General features: G+C 71.6%; 22 protein-coding genes. 10 read left to right on the plus strand and 12 right to left on the minus strand.

Annotated elements, in window-relative coordinates; translation table 11 throughout:
* Positions 1 to 12: 12 nt before the first annotated feature.
* Both OG782_RS23805 and OG782_RS23810 read left to right on the plus strand, forming a co-directional pair.
* On the plus strand, positions 13 to 1,464 hold the full coding sequence (locus tag OG782_RS23805; RefSeq protein WP_406454112.1) for an ABC transporter permease: 1,452 nt from the start codon (positions 13 to 15) through the stop codon (positions 1,462 to 1,464).
* Between the two features lie 119 nt (positions 1,465 to 1,583).
* Positions 1,584 to 2,267, plus strand: a complete 684-nt coding sequence (locus OG782_RS23810; protein WP_406454114.1) for an ABC transporter ATP-binding protein — start codon at positions 1,584 to 1,586, stop codon at positions 2,265 to 2,267.
* Positions 2,268 to 2,323: 56 nt separating this feature from the next.
* Here OG782_RS23810 and OG782_RS23815 read toward each other — a convergent pair whose 3' ends face one another.
* The gene (locus tag OG782_RS23815; protein ID WP_406454116.1) at positions 2,324 to 2,788 is read right to left on the minus strand and encodes an RDD family protein; all 465 of its coding nucleotides are present in this window, start codon (positions 2,786 to 2,788) and stop codon (positions 2,324 to 2,326) included.
* A gap of 312 nt (positions 2,789 to 3,100) precedes the next feature.
* On the opposite strand from OG782_RS23815, the gene OG782_RS23820 reads away from it, so the two are divergent.
* Positions 3,101 to 3,454: a DUF1330 domain-containing protein gene (locus OG782_RS23820; RefSeq protein ID WP_406454118.1), complete on the plus strand. Its 354-nt coding sequence runs from the start codon at positions 3,101 to 3,103 to the stop codon at positions 3,452 to 3,454.
* Positions 3,455 to 3,824: 370 nt separating this feature from the next.
* Complete coding sequence (gene gdhA, locus OG782_RS23825; protein ID WP_406454120.1) at positions 3,825 to 5,204, plus strand: NADP-specific glutamate dehydrogenase; 1,380 nt, start codon at positions 3,825 to 3,827, stop codon at positions 5,202 to 5,204.
* A 109-nt stretch (positions 5,205 to 5,313) separates the two neighbouring features.
* On the opposite strand, the gene OG782_RS23830 is transcribed toward gdhA, so the two are convergent.
* The 4 genes from OG782_RS23830 to OG782_RS23845 all read right to left on the minus strand — a co-directional run bounded on the left by OG782_RS23830 (position 5,314) and on the right by OG782_RS23845 (position 7,837).
* Positions 5,314 to 5,691, minus strand: coding sequence for a YrdB family protein (locus OG782_RS23830; RefSeq protein WP_406459235.1), 378 nt, complete (start codon positions 5,689 to 5,691; stop codon positions 5,314 to 5,316).
* 84 nt (positions 5,692 to 5,775) lie between these two features.
* A complete protein-coding gene (msrA, locus tag OG782_RS23835) occupies positions 5,776 to 6,441 on the minus strand; it encodes a peptide-methionine (S)-S-oxide reductase MsrA (protein WP_406454121.1) in 666 nt (221 codons plus the stop codon).
* Between the two features lie 73 nt (positions 6,442 to 6,514).
* Complete coding sequence (locus OG782_RS23840; RefSeq protein ID WP_406454123.1) at positions 6,515 to 6,637, minus strand: hypothetical protein; 123 nt, start codon at positions 6,635 to 6,637, stop codon at positions 6,515 to 6,517.
* A gap of 96 nt (positions 6,638 to 6,733) precedes the next feature.
* Positions 6,734 to 7,837 (minus strand): hypothetical protein, encoded by a 1,104-nt coding sequence (locus OG782_RS23845; RefSeq protein ID WP_406454124.1) that lies wholly within the window; start codon positions 7,835 to 7,837, stop codon positions 6,734 to 6,736.
* A 67-nt stretch (positions 7,838 to 7,904) separates the two neighbouring features.
* On the opposite strand from OG782_RS23845, the gene OG782_RS23850 reads away from it, so the two are divergent.
* Positions 7,905 to 9,050 carry a cystathionine gamma-synthase gene (locus tag OG782_RS23850; protein WP_406454126.1) on the plus strand — a complete coding sequence of 382 codons (1,146 nt, stop codon included), beginning with the start codon at positions 7,905 to 7,907 and terminating at the stop codon, positions 9,048 to 9,050.
* A 73-nt stretch (positions 9,051 to 9,123) separates the two neighbouring features.
* On the opposite strand, the gene OG782_RS23855 is transcribed toward OG782_RS23850, so the two are convergent.
* The 4 genes from OG782_RS23855 to OG782_RS23870 all read right to left on the minus strand — a co-directional run bounded on the left by OG782_RS23855 (position 9,124) and on the right by OG782_RS23870 (position 10,748).
* Positions 9,124 to 9,315 carry a DUF1059 domain-containing protein gene (locus OG782_RS23855; RefSeq protein ID WP_406454127.1) on the minus strand — a complete coding sequence of 64 codons (192 nt, stop codon included), beginning with the start codon at positions 9,313 to 9,315 and terminating at the stop codon, positions 9,124 to 9,126.
* A 99-nt stretch (positions 9,316 to 9,414) separates the two neighbouring features.
* Positions 9,415 to 9,666, minus strand: coding sequence for a hypothetical protein (locus OG782_RS23860; protein ID WP_406454129.1), 252 nt, complete (start codon positions 9,664 to 9,666; stop codon positions 9,415 to 9,417).
* Positions 9,663 to 10,157: a sigma factor-like helix-turn-helix DNA-binding protein gene (locus tag OG782_RS23865; protein ID WP_406454131.1), complete on the minus strand. Its 495-nt coding sequence runs from the start codon at positions 10,155 to 10,157 to the stop codon at positions 9,663 to 9,665. Before OG782_RS23865 ends, OG782_RS23860 begins: the two co-directional genes overlap by 4 nt.
* Before the next feature lie 60 nt (positions 10,158 to 10,217).
* On the minus strand, positions 10,218 to 10,748 hold the full coding sequence (locus OG782_RS23870) for a MarR family winged helix-turn-helix transcriptional regulator (RefSeq protein ID WP_406454133.1): 531 nt from the start codon (positions 10,746 to 10,748) through the stop codon (positions 10,218 to 10,220).
* Positions 10,749 to 10,904: 156 nt separating this feature from the next.
* On the opposite strand from OG782_RS23870, the gene ilvA reads away from it, so the two are divergent.
* The 3 genes from ilvA (at position 10,905) to OG782_RS23885 (ending at position 14,136) form a co-directional block, all read left to right on the plus strand.
* Positions 10,905 to 12,134 carry a threonine ammonia-lyase gene (ilvA, locus tag OG782_RS23875; RefSeq protein WP_406454135.1) on the plus strand — a complete coding sequence of 410 codons (1,230 nt, stop codon included), beginning with the start codon at positions 10,905 to 10,907 and terminating at the stop codon, positions 12,132 to 12,134.
* A 149-nt stretch (positions 12,135 to 12,283) separates the two neighbouring features.
* Positions 12,284 to 13,288: an ATP-binding cassette domain-containing protein gene (locus OG782_RS23880; RefSeq protein WP_406454137.1), complete on the plus strand. Its 1,005-nt coding sequence runs from the start codon at positions 12,284 to 12,286 to the stop codon at positions 13,286 to 13,288.
* Positions 13,285 to 14,136 (plus strand): ABC transporter permease, encoded by an 852-nt coding sequence (locus OG782_RS23885; RefSeq protein WP_406454139.1) that lies wholly within the window; start codon positions 13,285 to 13,287, stop codon positions 14,134 to 14,136. Before OG782_RS23880 ends, OG782_RS23885 begins: the two co-directional genes overlap by 4 nt.
* Before the next feature lie 57 nt (positions 14,137 to 14,193).
* On the opposite strand, the gene greA is transcribed toward OG782_RS23885, so the two are convergent.
* Together greA and OG782_RS23895 are read right to left on the minus strand one after the other, a co-directional pair.
* Positions 14,194 to 14,691, minus strand: coding sequence for a transcription elongation factor GreA (gene greA / locus OG782_RS23890; RefSeq protein WP_406454141.1), 498 nt, complete (start codon positions 14,689 to 14,691; stop codon positions 14,194 to 14,196).
* A 183-nt stretch (positions 14,692 to 14,874) separates the two neighbouring features.
* Positions 14,875 to 15,291: a DUF4307 domain-containing protein gene (locus tag OG782_RS23895; protein WP_406454143.1), complete on the minus strand. Its 417-nt coding sequence runs from the start codon at positions 15,289 to 15,291 to the stop codon at positions 14,875 to 14,877.
* Positions 15,292 to 15,441: 150 nt separating this feature from the next.
* Between OG782_RS23895 and mca the strand changes: the two genes are divergently transcribed.
* Complete coding sequence (gene mca, locus OG782_RS23900) at positions 15,442 to 16,323, plus strand: mycothiol conjugate amidase Mca (RefSeq protein ID WP_406454145.1); 882 nt, start codon at positions 15,442 to 15,444, stop codon at positions 16,321 to 16,323.
* A 1-nt stretch (position 16,324) separates the two neighbouring features.
* Positions 16,325 to 16,564, plus strand: a complete 240-nt coding sequence (locus tag OG782_RS23905; RefSeq protein WP_406454147.1) for a hypothetical protein — start codon at positions 16,325 to 16,327, stop codon at positions 16,562 to 16,564.
* A gap of 236 nt (positions 16,565 to 16,800) precedes the next feature.
* Here the strand turns inward: OG782_RS23905 and OG782_RS23910 are convergent, their stop codons facing one another.
* Complete coding sequence (locus OG782_RS23910; protein ID WP_406454149.1) at positions 16,801 to 20,028, minus strand: tetratricopeptide repeat protein; 3,228 nt, start codon at positions 20,026 to 20,028, stop codon at positions 16,801 to 16,803.
* Between the last annotated feature and the right edge of the window lie 67 nt (positions 20,029 to 20,095).

Here is a 20,095-nt window from a genome sequence, read left to right on the forward strand (position 1 = left end):
TAGCCTCGCGCCATGTTCTTCACCTACCTCCGGCGCGAGCTGCGCCGCCGCAGAAAGGCGGCGCTCGTCGTCGCCTCGGGGCTCGCCCTCGGCATTGCGCTGGTCATCATCGTCAGTTCGGTCTCCTCGGGCATGAGCAAGGCCCAGGACAAGGTCCTGGAATCGCTGTACGGCCTCGGCACGGACATGACCGTCACCAAGGCCGCCGCGGCTCCCGGTTCCGGCACGGAGCGTCCGAGGTTCGAGTTCGACGCCAAGGGCAGCGACGACGAATCGACGCAGAGCACGGACCGGGTCATGGTCCAGGGCTTCCAGACGCTCGCCTCCACCACGGTCGGCAAGGTGGACGAGCAGAGCGGCGTCGCCGACGCCGTCGGCGGGCTGAGCATGACCGTCATGAAGGTGGACGGCCAGTTCAAGCGCGGTGAGTTCAAGCAGCAGGGCGGCACGGCCCAGGGCAGCCGCGGCGGCCCCGGCGGCGGCAGCGGCCAGCCGCAGGGCGAGGTCCAGGGCGGCGGCGCCTCCTTCGACGTCAACTCCTTCACCGTGTACGGCACCGACGTCACCGAGCAGGACCTCGGCCCGCTGACCTCGTCGAAGATCACCGCCGGACGTACGTTCAAGGCGACCGAGACCAACGGCAAGGTGGCCGTCGTCGACGCCGCCTACGCCAAGGAGAAGAAGCTCTCCACCGGCAAGAAGGTGACCATCCACGGCACCGAGTTCACCATCGTGGGCGTCTCGACGGCCGACAGCGGCGACGCGGCGGCCAACCTCTACATCCCGCTCAAGCGGGCCCAGACCCTCGCCGACGCGAAGAACAAGGTCACCACGGTCTACGTCAAGGCCACGGACTCGCAGCGGATCGACAGCGTCAAGTCCACCATCCAGAAGAACATCCCGGGCACCACGGTCACCACGTCGGCCGACCTCGCGGACACCGTGTCCGGCTCCCTGTCCACCGCGTCCGACCTGGCCTCCAGCGTCGGCAAGTGGCTCTCCATCGCCGTACTGATCGCCGCCTTCCTGGTGGCGGGGCTCCTCACCTCCTCCGCGGTCAGCCGCCGCGTACGGGAGTTCGGCACGCTCAAGGCGCTCGGCTGGAAGAGCGGCCGGGTCACCCGCCAGGTCATCGGCGAGGCCCTCGTCAACGGCCTGATGGGCGGCGTCCTCGGCATCGCGGCCGGCCTGGCCGGCGCTTACGCCGTCACCGCCGTCAGCCCCACCCTCACCGCCGAGCTCGGCTCCCCGGGCGGCGGCGGGATGCGCGGCGCGATGATGGGCGGCCCCGGCCGGCAGACCGCCTCCAAGGCCCTCGACATCGCGCTGACCGCGCCCGTCTCCCTCTCCACCATCCTGATCGCCGTCGCGCTGGCCGTGGCGGGCGGGCTGATCGCGGGCGCCTTCGGCGGCTGGCGCGCCTCCCGGCTGCGCCCCGCCGACGCGCTGCGCCGCGTCGAGTAACCCGTCGCGCGATGCCCGGCACCCGGGCAGTCCCGCACCCCGCCGTCGTCCCCCGTACGGCCCGCGACCCGCGAGGCGTCCGCCGGGACCCGCGATCATCGTTCAGCAGGAGTTGACCCATGTACACGCTTCAAGGCGTCACCAAGCACTACAAGCGCGGCAAGGCCACCGTCCACGCGCTCGCCGGCATCGATCTGACGATCGAGGACGGCGGCCGCCTGGTCATCCAGGGCCCCACCGGCGGCGGGAAGTCCACGCTGCTCCAGATGCTCGGCGGCCTGGACCGTCCCACGGCCGGCAGCGTCGAACTCGACGGCGTGGACCTGGCCGGGCTCAGCGAGGCCAAGCTCACCAAGGTGCGGGCCCAGAACATCGGCTTCGTCTTCCAGAGCTTCAACCTCATCCCGACGCTCACCGCCCAGGAGAACGTCGAGACCGCCCTCGTCCCGCTCGGCGGCAAGGCGTCCGAGCGGCGCAGAAGAGCCGCCGAGGCGCTCGACTCGGTCGGGCTCGGCGAACGGCTCAGCCATCTGCCCGGCGAGATGTCCGGCGGCCAGCAGCAGCGGGTGGCGATCGCGCGGGCCCTGGTCAAGCAGCCCAAGGTGCTGCTCGCCGACGAGCCCACCGGCAACCTCGACGAGTCGATGCGCGACGAGATCATGGAGGTGCTGGAGACCATGTGGAAGGAGCACGGGCTCACCTTCATCATGGTCACCCACGACAGCGCGATCGCCCGCCGCGCGCCGCGGCTGGCCACCATCCGCAAGGGCAAGGTCACCATCACGGAGAACGCCGCCGCCTAGGGCGCGTTCGTACGGCTGTCATCCCGGCCGGCGGGCCCGCACCGCGGTCCGCCGGCTCAGACCGCGCGCCCGGCGACGGCCCGGCGGTGCGCCAGGAGATCGCTGCGGCGGACCTGGCGCAGGCCGAGCGGGTCGGTGTGCGGGACAACCTCCTCGCAGGCCGTCCGCGGGCCGGGGCCGCCCTCGCCCGCGGTCCTGGCGAGATGGGCGCGCAGCCCGTACCAGGGCTGCAACGGCAGCCAGCACAGCCCGTGGATCCAGCGCCGCACCAGTCGCCCCGGGCCGGGACGCCCCGCGTCCGGCAGGCTCACCACCCGGATCCCCATGATCAGCTTCCCCGCGCCCGCTCCCACGACCGCGGTGAGCACCACCTGGTTGACGAACGACAGGGCGAGCACCGGTCCGATGAGCAGGGCGACGGCCTGGGGAACGGTCGCGGAATCCACGTAAGGCCGGACCAGCAGCCCGCTGGTGACCAGGCACAGGTAGCAGTCGAGTCCCACGGCCAGATACCGGCGCATCTCCCCGGCCCGCGGCGGCGTGCGCGTTCCGGGCCGCTCCGCCGCGACCGGCCCGTAGCCCGTCCGGGGCAGGCCGTACCCGGTTAAGGAAGGCCCGGCGGGCGGCGCCGGCTCGTACGGGGTACGAGAATGCCGGACTCTGCGGTTCCCCCGTGAAGGCGTCATAGCGGAATCATGTCTGATTACCCGTCACCGTGGGCCGGGACCGCGCACTGAGCCGCATTACCCCACGGGTAATCGACGCCGCCGGCGCTCCTCGGCAGCATGGAGTCCACCAGCCGACGCACAACCGGAAGCCCGGAGGGCGAGACCATGACCGCTTACGTGATTGCGCACCTGCACCCCGAAGGCCTGCCCAACGAGGAGGTGCTCAGCTACATCGAGCGCATCCAGTCGACGATGGACCCGTACGGCGGCCGCTTCCTGGTGCACAACACCCCGGTCGAGATCGTCGAGGGGGACTGGCCCGGGGCTCTGGTCATCGTCGGTTTCCCGTCCGTCGAGGCGGCCCGCGCCTGGTACGCCTCGCCCGCCTACCTGGAGCTGCTGCCGCTGCGGACCCGGAACATGGCGGGCGACGTGGTGCTCGTGGAAGGCGTCGCACCGGACTACGACGCCGCCGCGACGGCGGCCGTGATGCGGGCGGCGGCGGCGCTGGGGGCGTAACGGCATCGAGGACGCGGGCCCGGCGATCTCCCGTGCGACCTCACAACAGCCCTCGCCCCACTGTGAGGTTCGCCACTTCGGGCGGTGGGTGCCCCCGGCCCCGGCCGGTCGTTCCGGCCGGGAAGCGGGCTGCGGCAAGGCCGTTGCGGGCCGTCGGCGTGCGGGGTCACGGGATCACCATGTGGATGCCGTGGAGCATGAGGCGGTCCCGCTGGGACACTCGGTAGGCCACAACGGTTCTGTTCGTCGCTTTCGTGAGCACGGTATGCGTGATGTCTGGGCGACGCCCTCAATGGGGAGGGGGGACCTGGCGCCCCTCGGGACGGGGGCGCCTTCGCGCATGAGCCGACCCATGGAAGGTTTTGATCAGATGACGGCCACCCCTGACTCCGCAACTCCGCACGCCGCCGACACCCGCGTCATCGAGCCGCTGTACGCGGAGATCCTCCGGCGCAACCAGGGCGAGATGGAGTTCCACCAGGCCGTACGCGAGGTCCTGGAGACGCTCGGCCCGGTGCTGGCCCAGCGGCCGGAGTTCGTGGACGCCCGGATCATCGAGCGGATATGCGAGCCAGAGCGCCAGCTCATCTTCCGTGTGCCGTGGTCGGACGACTCCGGCGACATCCACGTCAACCGCGGCTTCCGGGTCGAGTTCTCCAGCTCGCTCGGCCCGTACAAGGGCGGGCTGCGCTTCCACCCCTCGGTCAACCTCGGCATCGTGAAGTTCCTCGGCTTCGAGCAGATCTTCAAGAACGCCCTCACCGGTATGCCCATCGGCGGCGGCAAGGGCGGCGCGGACTTCGACCCGAAGGGCCGCTCGGACGCCGAGATCATGCGGTTCTGCCAGTCGTTCATGACCGAACTCCACCGCCACCTCGGTGAGTACACCGACGTCCCCGCCGGTGACATCGGTGTGGGCGGCCGCGAGATCGGCTACCTCTTCGGCCAGTACAAGCGGATCACCAACCGCTTCGAGTCCGGCGTCCTCACCGGAAAGGGCCTCGGCTGGGGCGGCGCCCAGGCGCGCACGGAGGCGACCGGCTACGGCTGCGTCCTGTTCACCGCCGAAATGCTCCGCAGCCGCGGCGAATCCCTCGACGGCCAGCGCATCGCCGTCTCCGGCTCGGGCAACGTCGCGATCTACGCGATCGAGAAGGCCCAGCAGCTCGGCGCCACGGTCGTGACCTGCTCCGACTCCGACGGCTACGTCGTGGACGAGAAGGGCATCGACCTCGCCCTGCTCAAGGAGATCAAGGAGACCGGCCGCGGCCGCGTCTCGGAGTACGCCGAACGCCGTGCCGGCCAGGCCGTCTTCGTCCCCGGCCCCGGCGTCTGGAACGTCCCCTGCGACGTGGCCCTGCCCTGTGCCACGCAGAACGAACTCCACGAGGCCGACGCCCTGACCCTCGTGCGCAACGGCGTGAAGGCGGTCGCCGAGGGCGCCAACATGCCCACCACCCCCGAGGCCGTCCGCGTCCTCCAGGAAGCCGGTGTTGCCTTCGCCCCCGGCAAGGCGGCCAACGCGGGCGGCGTGGCCACCAGCGCCCTGGAGATGCAGCAGAACGCCTCGCGCGACTCCTGGACCTTCGCCCACACGGAGGAGCGGCTCGCGGAGATCATGCGGCACATCCACGACTCCTGCTACACCACGGCGGAGCGCTACGGCAGCCCCGGCAACTACGTGGTCGGCGCGAACATCGCCGGCTTCGAACTGGTCGCGGACGCGATGCTGGCGCAGGGCCTGATCTGACCGGTTCCCCGGTGCCCTCACACGGGCCCGGGACGCATGCGCGTCCCGGGCCCGTGTGAGGGCCGGCCCGGGCCGGCTCCGGAGCGCGGCCGCCCCTTGGAACTGTCGTTCAAGCAGGCCCGCCCTGCCCCTCCGCCGCCGGCCTGCGCCGGAACGTCTCCGCCAGCGCCGTGTTCACCACGACCACCACGGCCATGACCACCGCCGCGACCGGGTGCCCCACCCCGTACAGCGCGAGCGCGCCACCGCCGAGCACCACGGCCTTGACGGCGAGCACGCCAGCGAGCGGCAGCCGGATCCGGGCGCGGGGTGCGGCGAAGGTGCCCCACAGGGCGATGGCGACGGCGGGCAGCCCGATTCCGAGCAGCAGGTGCACGGCCAGGCCGTCACCGGCGGTGAACCCCCACCAGCACAGGCAGGCCAGCGCGGCCAGCTCCAGCAGGAACGCCAGGCCCTCGTTCGCGGCCCACCAGGGGCGGCCGCTCAACGAGGGGGTCGCCGGTCTGTCCGTACGGTTGTCGCGCATGCTGCCCCCACCCTCGCCGGTCATGTCGCAGCGAGGGTAACCGGATCAGCCGTCGGCCCGGGCCACACCGATCGGGCACGAGACGCCCGTGCCGCCGATTCCGCAGTAGCCCGCCGGGTTCTTGTCCAGGTACTGCTGGTGCGCTGCTTCGGCCGGCCAGAACGGGCGGCCCTCCGCCGGGAGGATCTCCGTGGAGATCTCACCGTGGCCGGAGGCCGTGAGGACCTTCTGGTACGCCTCGCGGGAGGCCGCCACGGCCGCGGCCTGCTCGGGGGAGTGGGTGTAGACGGCGGAGCGGTACTGGGTGCCCACGTCGTTGCCCTGGCGGAAGCCCTGGGTCGGGTCGTGGGACTCCCAGAAGAGCTTCAGGAGCTGGTTGTACGTGACGGTCTTCGGGTCGTGGACGACGCGCACGGCCTCGGTGTGCCCGGTCAGGCCGGAGCAGACCTCCTCGTACGCGGGGTTCTCCGTATAGCCGCCCTGGTAGCCGACGAGCGTCGTCCAGACGCCGTCCGTCTGCCAGAACTTGCGCTCGGCGCCCCAGAAACAGCCCATCGCGAAGTCCGCGACCTCCAGACCCTCCGGGTACGGGCCGAGCAGCGGGTTGCCCAGGACCGTGTGGCGGGACGGGACGGTGAATTCCGGAGTGGGGCGGCCGCGCAGGGCCTCCTCCGGGGTGGGGAGCTGCGGGGTGCGGCGGTGCAGGAACATGCGGGGGCTCCTCGTGGGTCGGCGTGCTGTCCGTACAACGCACCGGGAACCCCGCGGATTCCGGCCCCGGAGCTCAGGCGCGGGGCGTGCCGTCGTCCGACTCGGCGGCCTCGACATAGGCGGCGGCCCGCTTGCGGGCCTTGAACCAGAAGTAGAGGCCGAGACCGATCAGGGCCAGGGGTATCAGTCGTGCCACGGGAACACCGTTCCTTGCCGGGGAATCAGAGGAATCAGACGAATCAGGGGTACGTCGCTCCCACGGTCGCACACCGGCGGCCGCGGGAGCCCTCCGCTACCGCAGCAGCGTCGCCGGGCTGCCGCCGTTCGCCTCGTAGCCCGCGACCGCCAGGGCCCGGTACACGGTGTACTCGGCGGCCGGGTCCGAGCTCTCCGTCCACGGCAGGGCGCCCACGTGGCCGTCGATGTGGATCAGCTGGTTCATCGCCTCCGACCAGCGCTCCATCCGGACCAGGAACAGCACCAGGAGATGGCGGACGTGCGCGAGCATCGGGTCGTCGGCCCGGGCCGCGTGCACCGCGAACATCGCGCCCTCGACCGCCTTCGTCACCACCAGGCTCCGGTAGAAGCCCTGCACCAGATTGACCTCGGGCAGGTGCTCGTACACCGCGAACAGCGGCAGCGCCGCCAGCAGCGAGCCCTGCGGGGCACGGGCGGCCGCAGCGGTCGCGAAGCGGTCGGCCTCCTCACGCGATCCGTGCCACTTCTCGCACCAGAAGTGCAGCGCCGCGATGTGCGCGCCCATGTGCGCCGGCGCCCGGTCGATGATCTTCGCCCAGAGCTGGTCGAACTCCTCGTGGGAGTAGCCCAGTCCGCGCGCGACGGCCAGCTCCACGATGTAAGGCACCGGGTCGCCCGGCGCCAGCAGGGCCGCCTCGCCGACGACCGTACGGGCCTCCTCCAGAATGATCCGGAAGTCGTCCGTGCCCGCCGTGGAGGAACGCCACGCCTGCTGGACCAGGAACTCCGCGTGCACGGCCGCACCGCCCGCGTCCTTCGGCGCCTCGGCCCGCCACTTGCGCAGCCACGCCCCGCCGACGCCCGGCCGCTGCATCAGCTCCAGCGAAGCGGCACCGGCGAACGCCTGCACCCGCTGCCACCGCACCTCACCGTCCTTCGGCGTCCCGGACAGCAGCTGGGACGCGGCCCGCCACTCCTGGGTGTTCTGCACGACTTCCAGTACGTCGAGGAGATCCTGGTCCGGGCCCGGCGTCCGGATGTCGAGCTCCTCCTGGCGCAGGAACCCGTAGGTGTCCGGGTCGGCGGCGTCGGGGGAACCGGGCGCCACCTGACGGATGCCACCGCGACGGCGCCGCACATAGGGGCCGACGACGGCGGTGAGAACGCACAGCGCGAGCAGGAACAGCAGAATCTCCATGCCCCCATTGTCACCGGACGGCCAGGTGCTCCGTGAGGGCCCTCGAGACGAACTACGCTCGTGCCCCATGAGCGACCAGCACAGCTTCGAGACTCTTGCGATCCATGCGGGAAACACCGCCGATCCCCTCACCGGCGCCGTCGTCCCGCCCATCTACCAGGTGTCCACGTACAAGCAGGACGGCGTGGGCGGGCTGCGCGGCGGCTACGAGTACAGCCGCAGCGCCAACCCGACGCGCACCGCCCTGGAGGAGAACCTCGCTGCCCTGGAGGGCGGCCGCCGCGGGCTCGCGTTCGCGTCCGGGCTCGCCGCCGAGGACTGCCTGCTCCGTACGCTGCTGACCCCCGGCGACCACGTGGTCATCCCGAACGACGCCTACGGCGGCACGTTCCGGCTGTTCGCGAAGGTCGCCTCGCGCTGGGGCGTGGAGTTCTCGGTCGCCGACACATCGGACGTGGCGGCGGTACGGGCGGCGATCACCCCGCGCACCAAGGCGGTCTGGGTGGAGACCCCGTCCAACCCGCTGCTCGGCATCACCGACATCGCGGCGGTCGCCGGGGTCGCCCGTGCGGCGGGTGCGCGGCTGGTCGTCGACAACACCTTCGCCAGCCCGTACCTCCAGCAGCCCCTCGCCCTGGGCGCCGACGTGGTCGTGCACTCCACCACCAAGTACATGGGCGGCCACTCGGACGTCGTCGGCGGTGCGCTGATCGTCAACGACCCGGACCTGTCGGATGAGTTGGCCTACCACCAGAACGCGATGGGCGCCGTCGCCGGGCCGTTCGACGCCTGGCTGGTGCTGCGCGGCATCAAGACCCTCGCCGTCCGGATGGACCGGCACACCGAGAACGCCACCAAGGTCACCGACCTGCTGACCCGCCACCCCAAGGTCACCCACGTCCTCTACCCGGGGCTGCCCGAGCACCGGGGCCACGAGGTCGCCGCCAAGCAGATGAAGGCGTTCGGCGGGATGGTGTCCTTCCGCGTCGCGGGCGGCGAGGAGGCGGCGGTCGAGGTCTGCAACCGCGCGAAGCTCTTCACGCTCGGTGAGTCGCTCGGCGGCGTCGAGTCCCTCCTGGAGCACCCGGGCCGGATGACGCACGCCTCGACCGCGGGCTCCCCGCTCGAGGTCCCCGCCGACCTGGTCCGGCTCTCCGTCGGCATCGAGAACGCCGACGACCTGCTGGCCGATCTGACGCAGGCGCTCGGCTAGCCGAGCGCGAGCAGCAGCGTACGCGGGTCCGGGACCGGGCGAACCGGTCCCGGACCCGGGTGGCCCGGCCGTCTCAGACAGCCGCCTTCTCGTCCTCCAGCGAGGCCCTGACCTGCTCCCGGAGCTCGGGGCTGTCGGTGTGCTCATGGACGGACACCGCGTGCTCGGTCGCCGCCCGCACGACTTCCTCCTCCTCGCCGGAGATCGTCAGCGAGCAGTTCGACACGCTCGGATACTTGCGGCAGTCAGCGATCTTCCTGGTCATCACAGCCTCCTAGGCCGGTTCCCCCCAGTCGCGAGGCACTCCACTCCAGGATAGATCCGCGCGAATCAAGGAAAGATCCACGGACCCGGCGAACCGCTCCTACCAGCCGTTCAGCGGCGGCGTCGTCTCGGCGGGCGGCACCTGCCAGGGCTGGACCACCACCGCCCACACCGTGAACGCCACGACCGCCGCGGCCGCCGTCAGCAGCCACACCCGGCGCAGGATCCGCCGGCGGCGCAGCAGCCGCCCGCCGCGCTCCGCCGCCCGCGCCGCCAGTTCGGCGGGCACCTGCGGGTGCGGGCCCTCCAGCATGCGCCGGACCTCGTCCACCTTGCGTCCGGTGCCGCTCACGGCGCGGCCCCCAGGGGCCCGGTGAGTCCCCGCCGTACGGTCGGCTTCCGGGTGCCGCGCATCGTGGCCACCGAGCGGTTGCAGATCGCACGGACCCGGTCCGCCGGCAGCCCGAGCAGCGCCGCGGTCTGTTCCTCGGGGACCCCCTCGTACAGGCGCAGTACCAGGACCAGGCGTTCCTGCGGGGTCAGCCGGTCCAGCAGCCCGCCGCGCGGCCGGCGATGGCGCCAGGCGTCCCGGGCGAAGCGGGTGGCCAGATCCTGCCGGGTGCGGTCGTACGGATCCTCGCCGTGCAACCGGTCCCAGCCCGCGTACGTACGGGCCAGAGCCGTGGTCAGGAGCCGCTGCGCGCGCTCGTTCGCGCCGGGCGGCTCGACGGGTTCGGCGGTCAGGAGCGTGGCGGTGTGCAGCAGGCGGCCTGCCGCGCCCGCCACGAAGGCCTCGAACTCCCGGGCGCGGCGCCGCTGTCGGCCCGCATGGCGCTCTTGCACGAGTTCAATCCGAGCGCTCCGCGGCCCCCGGGTCAACCCCCGGGGACCCGCCGGGCCGGGCTATCCCGCGGCCGGGGCCTGGTTCGCCGTCTGGCGCGCGGCCAGCGCCGTGTTGAAGCGGGTGAGCAGCGCGCAGAACGTGTCCCGCTCGTCCTCGCTCCACTCGTCCGTCACCTGGTTCATCAGCTCGCGCCGCGAGGCCCGGACCTCGTCCAGCCGCGCCTGTCCGCGCGGGGACAGCTGGAGCACGACCGCGCGGCCGTCCTCCGGATGCGAGGTGCGCTTGACCAGACCGGTGTCCACGAGCGGCGCGACCTGCCGGGTCACGGTCGACGAGTCGATCCCCATCCCGGCGGCCAGTGCCTTGACGCCCATGGGGCCCTCCCGGTCGAGCCGGTTGAGCAGCAGATACGCGGCCCGGTCCATGGAGTTGCGCACCTGGCCGACACCGCCGAGGCGGGTCTGCTCGGCACGTCGGGCGAAGACCGCCACCTGGTGCTGAAGGGCGTCGAGAAGGTGGTCGTGACCCGGGTTCTCCGGGGCGGCGCCCCCGGAAGGAGACGCGGCAGTCGTCATGTCCTGAGGGGGCATGGCCGGGGGCTCTCTTCGTGCGGTGTCGGATGGGTGGGGGACAGAGTACGCGGCGCCGGGGCAACGCGTACCAGTGCTGCACAAACCTGCGGACATCGGCGCAGGACGGCACCACGAGCGGCGGCCGCGACCCGTTGTGACTGCAAGACTTACGGTATGAACTTCGCGCCGCCCAGCCGCTTCCCCCCGCTGATCCTCGATGACGTACGGGGGGCGCAGAAGATGCTCTCCGGGGTCTCCAGGGTCACCCCGCTGGAGGGCAGCCGTCATCTGTCCGCCCTGGTGGGCGCGCCGGTCCGGTTCAAGTGCGAGAACCTGCAGCGGACCGGCTCGTTCAAACTGCGGGGCGCGTACGTACGGATCTCCGGTCTGTCCCCGGTCGAGCGGGCGGCCGGCGTCGTCGCCGCGAGCGCAGGCAATCATGCGCAGGGTGTCGCGCTCGCGTCTGCACTGCTCGGCGTACGGTCGACGGTCTTCATGCCGGTCGGGGCGCCGCTGCCGAAGGTCGCCGCGACCCGCGAGTACGGGGCGCAGGTGCGGCTGCACGGCCATGTCGTCGACGAGACGCTGGCCGCGGCGCAGGAGTACGCGCACGAGACCGGCGCGGTCTTCATCCACCCCTTCGACCACCCGGACATCATCGCCGGACAGGGCACGGTCGGCCTGGAGATCCTGGAGCAGTGCCCCGAGGTGCGCACGATCGTCGTCGGCATCGGCGGCGGCGGGCTCGCGGCCGGGATCGCGGTGGCGGTGAAGGCGATCCGGCCCGAGGTGCGGATCGTCGGCGTGCAGGCGGCGGGCGCGGCCTGCTACCCGCCCTCGCTGGCCGCCGGCCACCCCGTGTCGATCGGCTCGCTCCAGACGATGGCGGACGGCATCAAGGTGGGGCGCCCCGGCGATGTGCCGTTCGGCCTGGTCCAGGAGCTGGTCGACGAGGTCCGTACGGTCTCCGAGGACGAGCTCTCCAGCGCCCTGCTGCTCTGCCTGGAGCGGGCCAAGATGGTGGTGGAGCCGGCCGGGGCGAGCCCGGTGGCGGCGCTGCTCAGCGACCCGAAGTCGTTCCGCGGGCCGGTGGTGGCCCTGCTCTCCGGCGGCAATGTGGACCCGCTGCTGATGCAGCGCATCCTCACCCACGGCATGTCGGCGGCCGGCCGCTATCTGAGCCTGCGGCTGCGCCTGACGGACCGCCCCGGCGCGCTGGCGACCATGCTCGGCGTGCTCTCGGTGGCCGATGCCAACGTCCTGGACGTGAGCCATGTGCGCACCGATCCCCGGCTCGGACTCACCGAGGCCGAGGTGGAGCTGCACCTGGAGACCAAGGGGCCGGAGCACTGCGAGGAGGTCGCCGCGGCGCTGCGCGGGGCGGGCTATCGCGTGATGGCCTGACTGCTTGTCAGTCGCGATGTATCGCGTTACTGTTCCCGCGTCCGGCCCGAGCCGCACGCGCGTTCGCTTCGCGTGTTCGCCGGGCGCGGAAACTGGGGCAAATCTAGGATTTGTGAGGAAGTCACCCGAACGTACTGGGGGAATCCCGTATGCCAGGCGCCATCTACGCCGAAGGTCTGGTGAAGACCTTCGGTGACGTCACCGCACTCGGCGGCGTCGATCTCGACGTGCCGGAAGGCACCGTCCTCGGACTTCTCGGCCCCAACGGGGCCGGCAAGACGACCGCCGTACGCGTCCTCACGACGCTGCTCATGCCCGACAGCGGCAGCGCCTTCGTCGCGGGCATCGACGTACTGAAGAATCCCGACGAGGTGCGGCGCTCGATCGGCCTCTCCGGCCAGTTCGCCGCCGTCGACGAGTACCTGACCGGCCGCGAGAACCTGCAGATGGTCGGCCAGCTCTACCAGATGACGGCGCGCGACGCGAAGGCCAGGGCCGTGGAGCTGCTGGAGCGGTTCAACCTCGCCGACGCGGCCGACCGCACCGCCAAGACCTACTCCGGCGGCATGCGCCGCCGCCTCGACCTCGCGGCGGCGCTCGTCGTCTCCCCGCCGGTCATGTTCATGGACGAGCCGACCACCGGCCTCGACCCGCGCAACCGGCAGCAGCTCTGGGAGGTCATCGAGGAGCTCGTCGCCGGTGGCACGACCCTGCTGCTGACCACGCAGTACCTGGAGGAGGCCGACCGTCTCGCCCACGACATCTGCGTGATCGACCACGGACTCGTCATCGCCCGCGGCACCTCCGACCAGCTCAAGGCCCGCACCGGCGGCGAGCGCGTCGAGGTCGTCGTCCAGCAGCGCGACCAGATCGACCCGGCCCGCGAGGTGCTCGCCCACCTGGGCAAGGGCGAGGTCGCCGTCGTCCCGCACATGCGCAAACTGACCGTCCCGGTCGACGGCGGCGCCAAGCTGCTCGCCGAGGTCATCCGCGACCTCGACGCCCGGGGCGTGGAGATCGACGACATCGGGCTGCGCCGACCCACCCTCGACGACGTGTTCATCTCCCTCACCGGCCACGCGGCCGAGCAGGAGAGGGCCGAGGAGAACGGGAGCGGCGCGCAGCCCGCCGCCCGGACGGAGGCAGAGAAGTGAGTGCCGTTACCGAGACGACCTCAGTACCCCTGCCCCGCGGCCGCGGCGGCATCGGCCAGTCCGTCCGGGACTCGCTGGTCATGGCCCGGCGGAACCTGATCCGGATGACCCGGATTCCCGAAGTGGTGCTCTTCGGGCTCATCCAGCCGATCATGTTCGTGGTGCTGTTCAGCTATGTGTTCGGCGGTTCCATGAACATCGCCGGTTCGACGGACCCCGTCGTCTACCGGAACTTCCTGATGGCCGGGATCTTCGCGCAGACCGTCACCTTCGCCACGGCCGGGGCGGGGGCCGGGATCGCCGACGACATGCACAAGGGGCTCGTCGACCGGTTCCGCTCGCTGCCCATGGCGCGCGGCGCCGTGCTCACCGGCCGCACGCTGGCCGACCTCGTCCAGACCATGTTCACCGTGCTGGTCCTCACGATCGTCGCCCTGATCGTCGGCTGGCGCATCCACGAGGGCATCCCCAAGGCGCTGGGCGCGTTCGGACTGCTCCTGCTGCTCGGCTACGCCTTCTCCTGGATCGGCGCGCTGATCGGCCTGTCCGTCCGTACCCCGGAGGCGGCCACCTCCGGCGGGCTGATCTGGCTGTTCCCGGTGACGTTCATCTCCAACGCCTTCGTGGACTCCAGCCAGATGGCCGGCTGGCTCCAGCCGATCGCCGACTGGAACCCGTTCAGCGCGACCGTCCAGGCGTGCCGGGTGCTCTTCGGGAACCCCGGCGTGTCGACGTCCGACGCCTGGCCGATGCAGCACCCGGTGTGGGCCTCGCTGATCTGGTCGGTGCTGATCATCATGGTCTTCCGGACCCTGGCGGTGCGCAAGTACCGCTCGGTGGCCGTCTGAGCGCACGCAGGAGCCCCGGCCGCCATGCGGCCGGGGCTCCTGTGCGAGCTGTGCGGATCAGCCGGAGTACGGCTTCGCCGAAAGGATCTTCACCGTGGCGATCTTGCCGTTCGGCAGCTCGTAGTCCGCGTTCTCGCCCATCTTCTTGCCGTTCACGCCCCTGCCGAGCGGGGACTGCGGGGAGTACGTCTCGATGTCCGAGCTCGCGTACTCGCGGGAGGCCAGCAGGAAGGTCGTCGTGTCGTCGTCATCGCCGTCGAAGGCGATCGTCACGACCATGCCGGGCTCGACCACGCCGTCGTCGGCCGGCGCCTCGCCGACCTTCGCGTGCTCCAGGAGCTGGGTCAGCTGGCGCACCCGGAGCTCCATCTTGCCCTGCTCCTCCTTGGCCGCGTGGTACCCGCCGTTCTCACGCAGGTCGCCCTCCTCACGGGCCGCCGCGATCTTGACGGCGATCTCCGTGCGCGCGGGACCAGACAGGTACTCCAGCTCGGTCTTGAGCTGGCTGTACGCCTCCTGCGTGAGCCAGGTGACGTTTTCGCTGGTCTGGGTCACAGGGTGCTCCTCGTCGGTACTGGGAATACAAAGCATCGCCCTACCCGGAAGCATGTGCTCCTACGGGTGGGCGAAACCACGAGCCTAACAATTCGCCGGGAAAAGGGGGAGAAGGTAAACGGCTGAGACTGTCGAGCCGCAGGTCAGCGCGGGTATGTGCGGGTCAGGACGTGCGTGCGGCGGTCAACGTGACGCCCCGCCGTCGTCCGTGCACCCCAGCAGCTCGACGGCGGTCGCCCTGGATGTCGTACGCAGGGTGAGGACCTGGTCGATCCGGTCGGTGTCCCCGTCGAAGCGGAAGTCCTTGCGGGCCACCTCCGCACCCTCCTCGCTCAGCGAGCGGAGCGTGCAGTAGCCCTTGGCGTCCCGGTCCTTGCGGACCTCCAGGTGCACCTCGACGCGGCTGTCCGAGACGACCTTGAACTTGATCATCTCGGCGCTGAGGCCCTTGCCGCCCACGTAGTCGTACCCGATCCAGCCGACCACGCCCAGCAGGGCGACGCCCAGGACCGAGCCGATGATCTTGAGCTTGCGGTCCGCGCGCTGGTCCGCGGAGCGGCCGTAGCGGTTCTCGGGAAGCGCCTCGCGCACCGCCGTCATGATCGTTCCTCCCGTACCGGGGATCGAGGAATTTTCCACCCCCCGGTTCGGTCACTATAGAAGCCGTCCTACCGCCACCCGACCGCCACCCCACACCGACGTCCCTGCGGGACGGCACCTTGATGGCGACCAATCACTGAGGATCGAGTCTTGACTGAGCAGCTTCGACTGATGGCCGTGCACGCCCACCCCGACGACGAGTCGAGCAAGGGTGCGGCCACCATGGCCAAGTACGTGTCCGAGGGGGTGGACGTGCTGGTGGTGACCTGCACGGGAGGCGAGCGCGGCTCCATCCTCAACCCGAAACTCCAGGGCGACGCGTACATCGAGGAGAACATCCACGAGGTCCGCAAGAAGGAGATGGACGAGGCCCGGGAGATCCTGGGCGTCAAGCAGGAGTGGCTCGGCTTCGTCGACTCCGGGCTCCCCGAGGGCGACCCGCTGCCGCCGCTGCCCGAGGGCTGCTTCGCGCTGGAGGACGAGACCGTGGCGGCGGGGCGTCTTGTCGCGAAGATCCGCGCGTTCCGGCCGCAGGTCATCACCACGTACGACGAGAACGGGGGCTACCCGCACCCCGACCACATCATGACCCACACGATCTCGATGATCGCCTTCGAGGGCGCCGCGGACACCGAGAAGTTCCCCGAGGCGGAGTTCGGCCCCGCCTGGACGCCGCAGAAGCTCTACTACAACCAGGGCTTCAACAAGCCGCGCACCGTCGCCCTGCACGAGGCGCTGCTGGCCCGGGGCATGGAGTCCCCGTACGGGGACTGGCTGGAGCGCTGGAAGGAGTTCGAGCGCGCCGAGCGCACGCTGACCACGCATGTTCCGTGCGCGGACTTCTATGAGATCCGCGACAAGGCGCTGATCGCGCACGCCACGCAGATCGACCCGGACGGCGGCTGGTTCCGCGTTCCGATGGACATCCAGCGGGAGGTCTGGCCGACCGAGGAGTACGAGCTGGCGAAGTCTCTCGTCGATACCTCCCTCCCCGAGAGCGACCTCTTCGCGGGCATCCGCGACAATGCCTGATATGTACGCGACTCAGGCACTGACGCACCTCGTTCCGCTCGCCGAGGAACTGGACAAGAACAAGGTGACCCCCGGGGTCCTCGGCTTCCTCGTCTTCGCGGCGCTCGCCGTGGGCGTGTGGCTGTTGATGAAGTCGATGAACCGGCACATGGGCCGGGTCGACTTCGAGGAGGCGCCGGACGCGGCGCTCGCCGCGGAGGGTGTGGAGTCCGGGGCTGCGGATTCCGCGAAGCGGAAGTAGGTGGTGGGGCGGGGGTGCCGGGTGACCGGTGCCCCCGCCCCGGGTTGCCGGGGTGTCCTCAAGCGCCGGACGGGCTGGAGATGCCCTCAATCGCCGGGCGGGCTTGTTTTGGCCGGGGTGGGTTGAAGGATGCCCTCAATCGCCGGGCGGGCTTGATGTGGCCGGGCGGGCTCGGTGTGGCCGGGTGGGCTTGATGTGGCCGGGTGGGCTTGATTCGGCTTGGGTGGGCTCGGGGGTTATGGCCTCGGTGGGACTTGTACGCCCATGATTTCTCGGGCCTGGCGGGTCGGGGTCAGGCCCAGGTGCCAGGCCTGCCAGCCGTCCTCCAGGGTCACCCCACGGTTCAGGATCACCCGGAACGCCTCCGCGCAGTCCTCCACCTTGCCGTCCCGGGTCGGATGGCCGGCCGCGATCAGGTCGGCCAGTTCCTGCTGGGCCACCACCGAGCCCACCTCGATGCCGCCCGGTGACGCGTACGGCAGCAGCGTGCAGCGCAGGAAGCGGGCCCAGTCGCCGCCCCGCGCGTCGCCGTACGAGTCGAACAGCGCCGCCGCCTCGCCGCACAGCTCCAGGGCCTGCGGCGCACGCTGGTTGCCCGCGTCGATCAGGGCCAGCTCCAGACACGTCCACGCCTCCCCGTGGGCGACGCCGATGCGCCGGAAGTCCGCCCGCGCGTCGACCAGCAGCTGACGGGCGAAACCGGAATTGCGCAGGTTCCCCGTCTGCGCGGCCCGCTGGTCGCGGGTGACCCGGCCCGAGTGGTGCCGGGCGCACGCCAGCCCGTACACGTCCCGCATCCGCGAGAACATCGTGCGGGCCCGCTCCAGCTGCCGTACCGCCTGATCGGTGTCGCCGGCCTCCTCCAGGGCCTGGCCCAGGTAGTAGAGCGTCCACGCCTCACCCCGGGCGTCCTCGCTGTCGCGGTGGCGGGACAGGGCCGCGCTCAGCTGCTCGACCGCCGGGGAGGGATCGCCGTCCAGCAGCCGCGCCCGGGCCAGCTGGGTCAGCGCCCACGCCTCGCCCCGCTCGTCCCGGGTCCGCCCGTACAGCTCCAGGGCCGTACGCAGCGCGAGCTCGGCCCGCTCCACATCGCCCATCCGCAGCAGCACCTGACCCAGCTGGAACTGCGTCCACGCCTCCCCGTGCAGCGACTCGCCCTCGCGGTGCAGGACCAGCGCCGCGTCCAGGAGCTCCAGCGCCTCGGGCAGGTGGGCCCGGTCGCGCTCCACCGCGGCCAGCGCGTGCATCGACCAGGCCCGGTCCTCCGCCTGCCCCGCGGAGGACTGGAGGGCCATCGCCTCGCGCAGCCGCGCCGCCGCCTCCGTCAGGTTGCCCTGGTGGTGCAGGGTGATGCCGAGCGAGCAGAGCGCCAGCGCCGTACCCGAATCGTTCTGCGCCTCGCGGTACAGGCCCACGACGGAGGACAGCGTCGTGCGGGCCTTGTCCAGCTCGCCGAGCTGACGGGCCGCGATACCGGTGCGCCACTGCACCGAACGCTCCAGCAGCCCCTGGTCGACCGCCTGCGTCAACTCGCTTATCTCGCCCAGCCGGTAGAGGTCGCCGCGCAGCAGGCAGTAGTCGCACAGCGCGCCCAGCAGGGCGAGCACCGCACCCTGGTCGACGCCCTCGGAGTGCCGCAGCGCGGAGGTGATGAAGCTCGACTCGTCGTCCAGCCAGCGCAGCGCCGCGTCGAGGGAACCGAATCCGTGCGAACCGAACTGACCGGCCCGGGTGGACATCTTGCCGTCCACCATCCGGATCACCGCACCGGCCAGCTCCGCGTAGTTCGTGATGAGCCGTTCCTGCGCGGCCGTGCGCTCGGCCGGTTCCTCCTCGTCGAGCAGCCGGGCCAGGGCGAAGGCCCGTACGAGATCGTGCAGCCGGTAGCGAGAGCCCCGTACATGGTCCAGCAGGCCGGCCCCGGACAGGGCCGTCAGCAGCCGTCCGGCCTCCTGCTCGTCGGCGGAGAGCAGCGCGGCGGCCGCCGCCGTGCCGAGACTGGCCCGCCCGGCCAGGGCGAGCCGGCGAAGGAGCCGGCGCGCCTGCTCGGACTGGTCGGTGTAGCGCAGCCACAGGGCCCGTTCTACGGGAGGTACCGGCCCGTACGCGGCGAGATCGGCGGCCAGCGTGCTCGGGGTGCGCGCTCCGAGCGAGGAGCCCGCGATCCGCAGCGCGAGCGGCAGCCCGCCGCACAGCTCGGCGATGGCCTCGCTCGACGGGTAGTCGTACGGCCCGTGCTCCTCCTCCTGGGACGCCTCGCGCAGCAGCTCCTCCGCGCCCGCCGGATCCAGGGCCCCGACCTCCAGGCGGTGCACCCAGGCCGGAAGGGAGTCCGGCAGATCGAGCGGCTCACGGGTGGTGACCAGGACGAGGCTGTCCGAACGTTCCGGGATCAGCGTGCGGACCTGCTCGGCATCGCTCGCGTCGTCGAGGACGATCGTCACCGGGGTGCCGGTCAGATGCTGGTGGTACAGCTCGCTGAGCCGGCGCACCTGCTGATCGGCCGAGGAGCTCTCACGGAACAGCAGCTGCTCGCGGGGTGCGCCCAGCCGGTTCAGCAGATGGAGAAGCGCGTCCCGGGTCGGCAGGGGCGACTCGCCGTCCGCGCCGCCGCGCAGGTCCACCACGCACGCACCGCGGAACTGGTCCTTCAGATCGTGCGCCGCCCGCACGGCCAGTGTGGTGCGCCCGGCGCCGGGCGCACCGTGCAGCACCACGACCGTCGGCTTGGTCTCCGTCGACGCGCGGGCCGCGTGCACCCACTGGGCGATCCGGGCCAGCTCGGCCCGGCGGCCCGCGAACCGGCCCTCGGACGTGGGCAGATGGCTGAACGACTGTTCGAGGAGGGAGCGCATGCGTGCCGCGGCGCTGCGGTCCCCGCCGCGCAGGTGCGGTGCGGTCCGCGCTTTGGCGGCGGCCTTCTTCGCCGGGGTGCGGGACGAGGCTGCGAGCATCCGCTGCTGGTCCAGGAAGGGGCGGATGCCCCGTACCTCCAGTGCCGTCAGCCACTGCAGCCGCAGCTGTTCGGCCCCTCCGGGCTGTCCCGCCGCGGCCGCCCGCCGGTGCGCGGCCGGCCAGTGCGAGACGGTGACCTTGGCGACGGTGGCGGTGGCGCCGGCCACCGCGACGACGGCTCCCGCGCCGAGCGCCAGGCCGGCCGCCGTGCCGAGCGCCACATCCGCGCCGAAGGCGGCGGCCGCGGCAACTCCGGTGACCAGTAAGGGCGTTCCCAGCGTCGCGCGGCTGAACCGCTGTCCCGGCGGCCGCTGTCCGGCCCCCGCGGCGTCGAGCGCCCGGGTGTACGCCGCGTACTCGTCGTCCGCCCCGGAAGCCAGCGAGTCGAGCGCGACGCGGCCGCGTGCCATCAGTGTGCCGGGGTCGGTCCGGCCGCCCGAACGGCGCACCTCTTCCTCCACGGCCCGCACCAACAGCCGTTCGGCTTCCGCCCGGTGGCTGTCCCGCATATGTGTCCCCCTCCGGATACGACGACGGCCGCTGTGTCATCGGCCGTAGCGCTCAAGTGTCCTGTGT

The organism is Streptomyces sp. NBC_00876 (assembly GCF_045207435.1).
Lineage (GTDB): Bacteria > Actinomycetota > Actinomycetes > Streptomycetales > Streptomycetaceae > Streptomyces.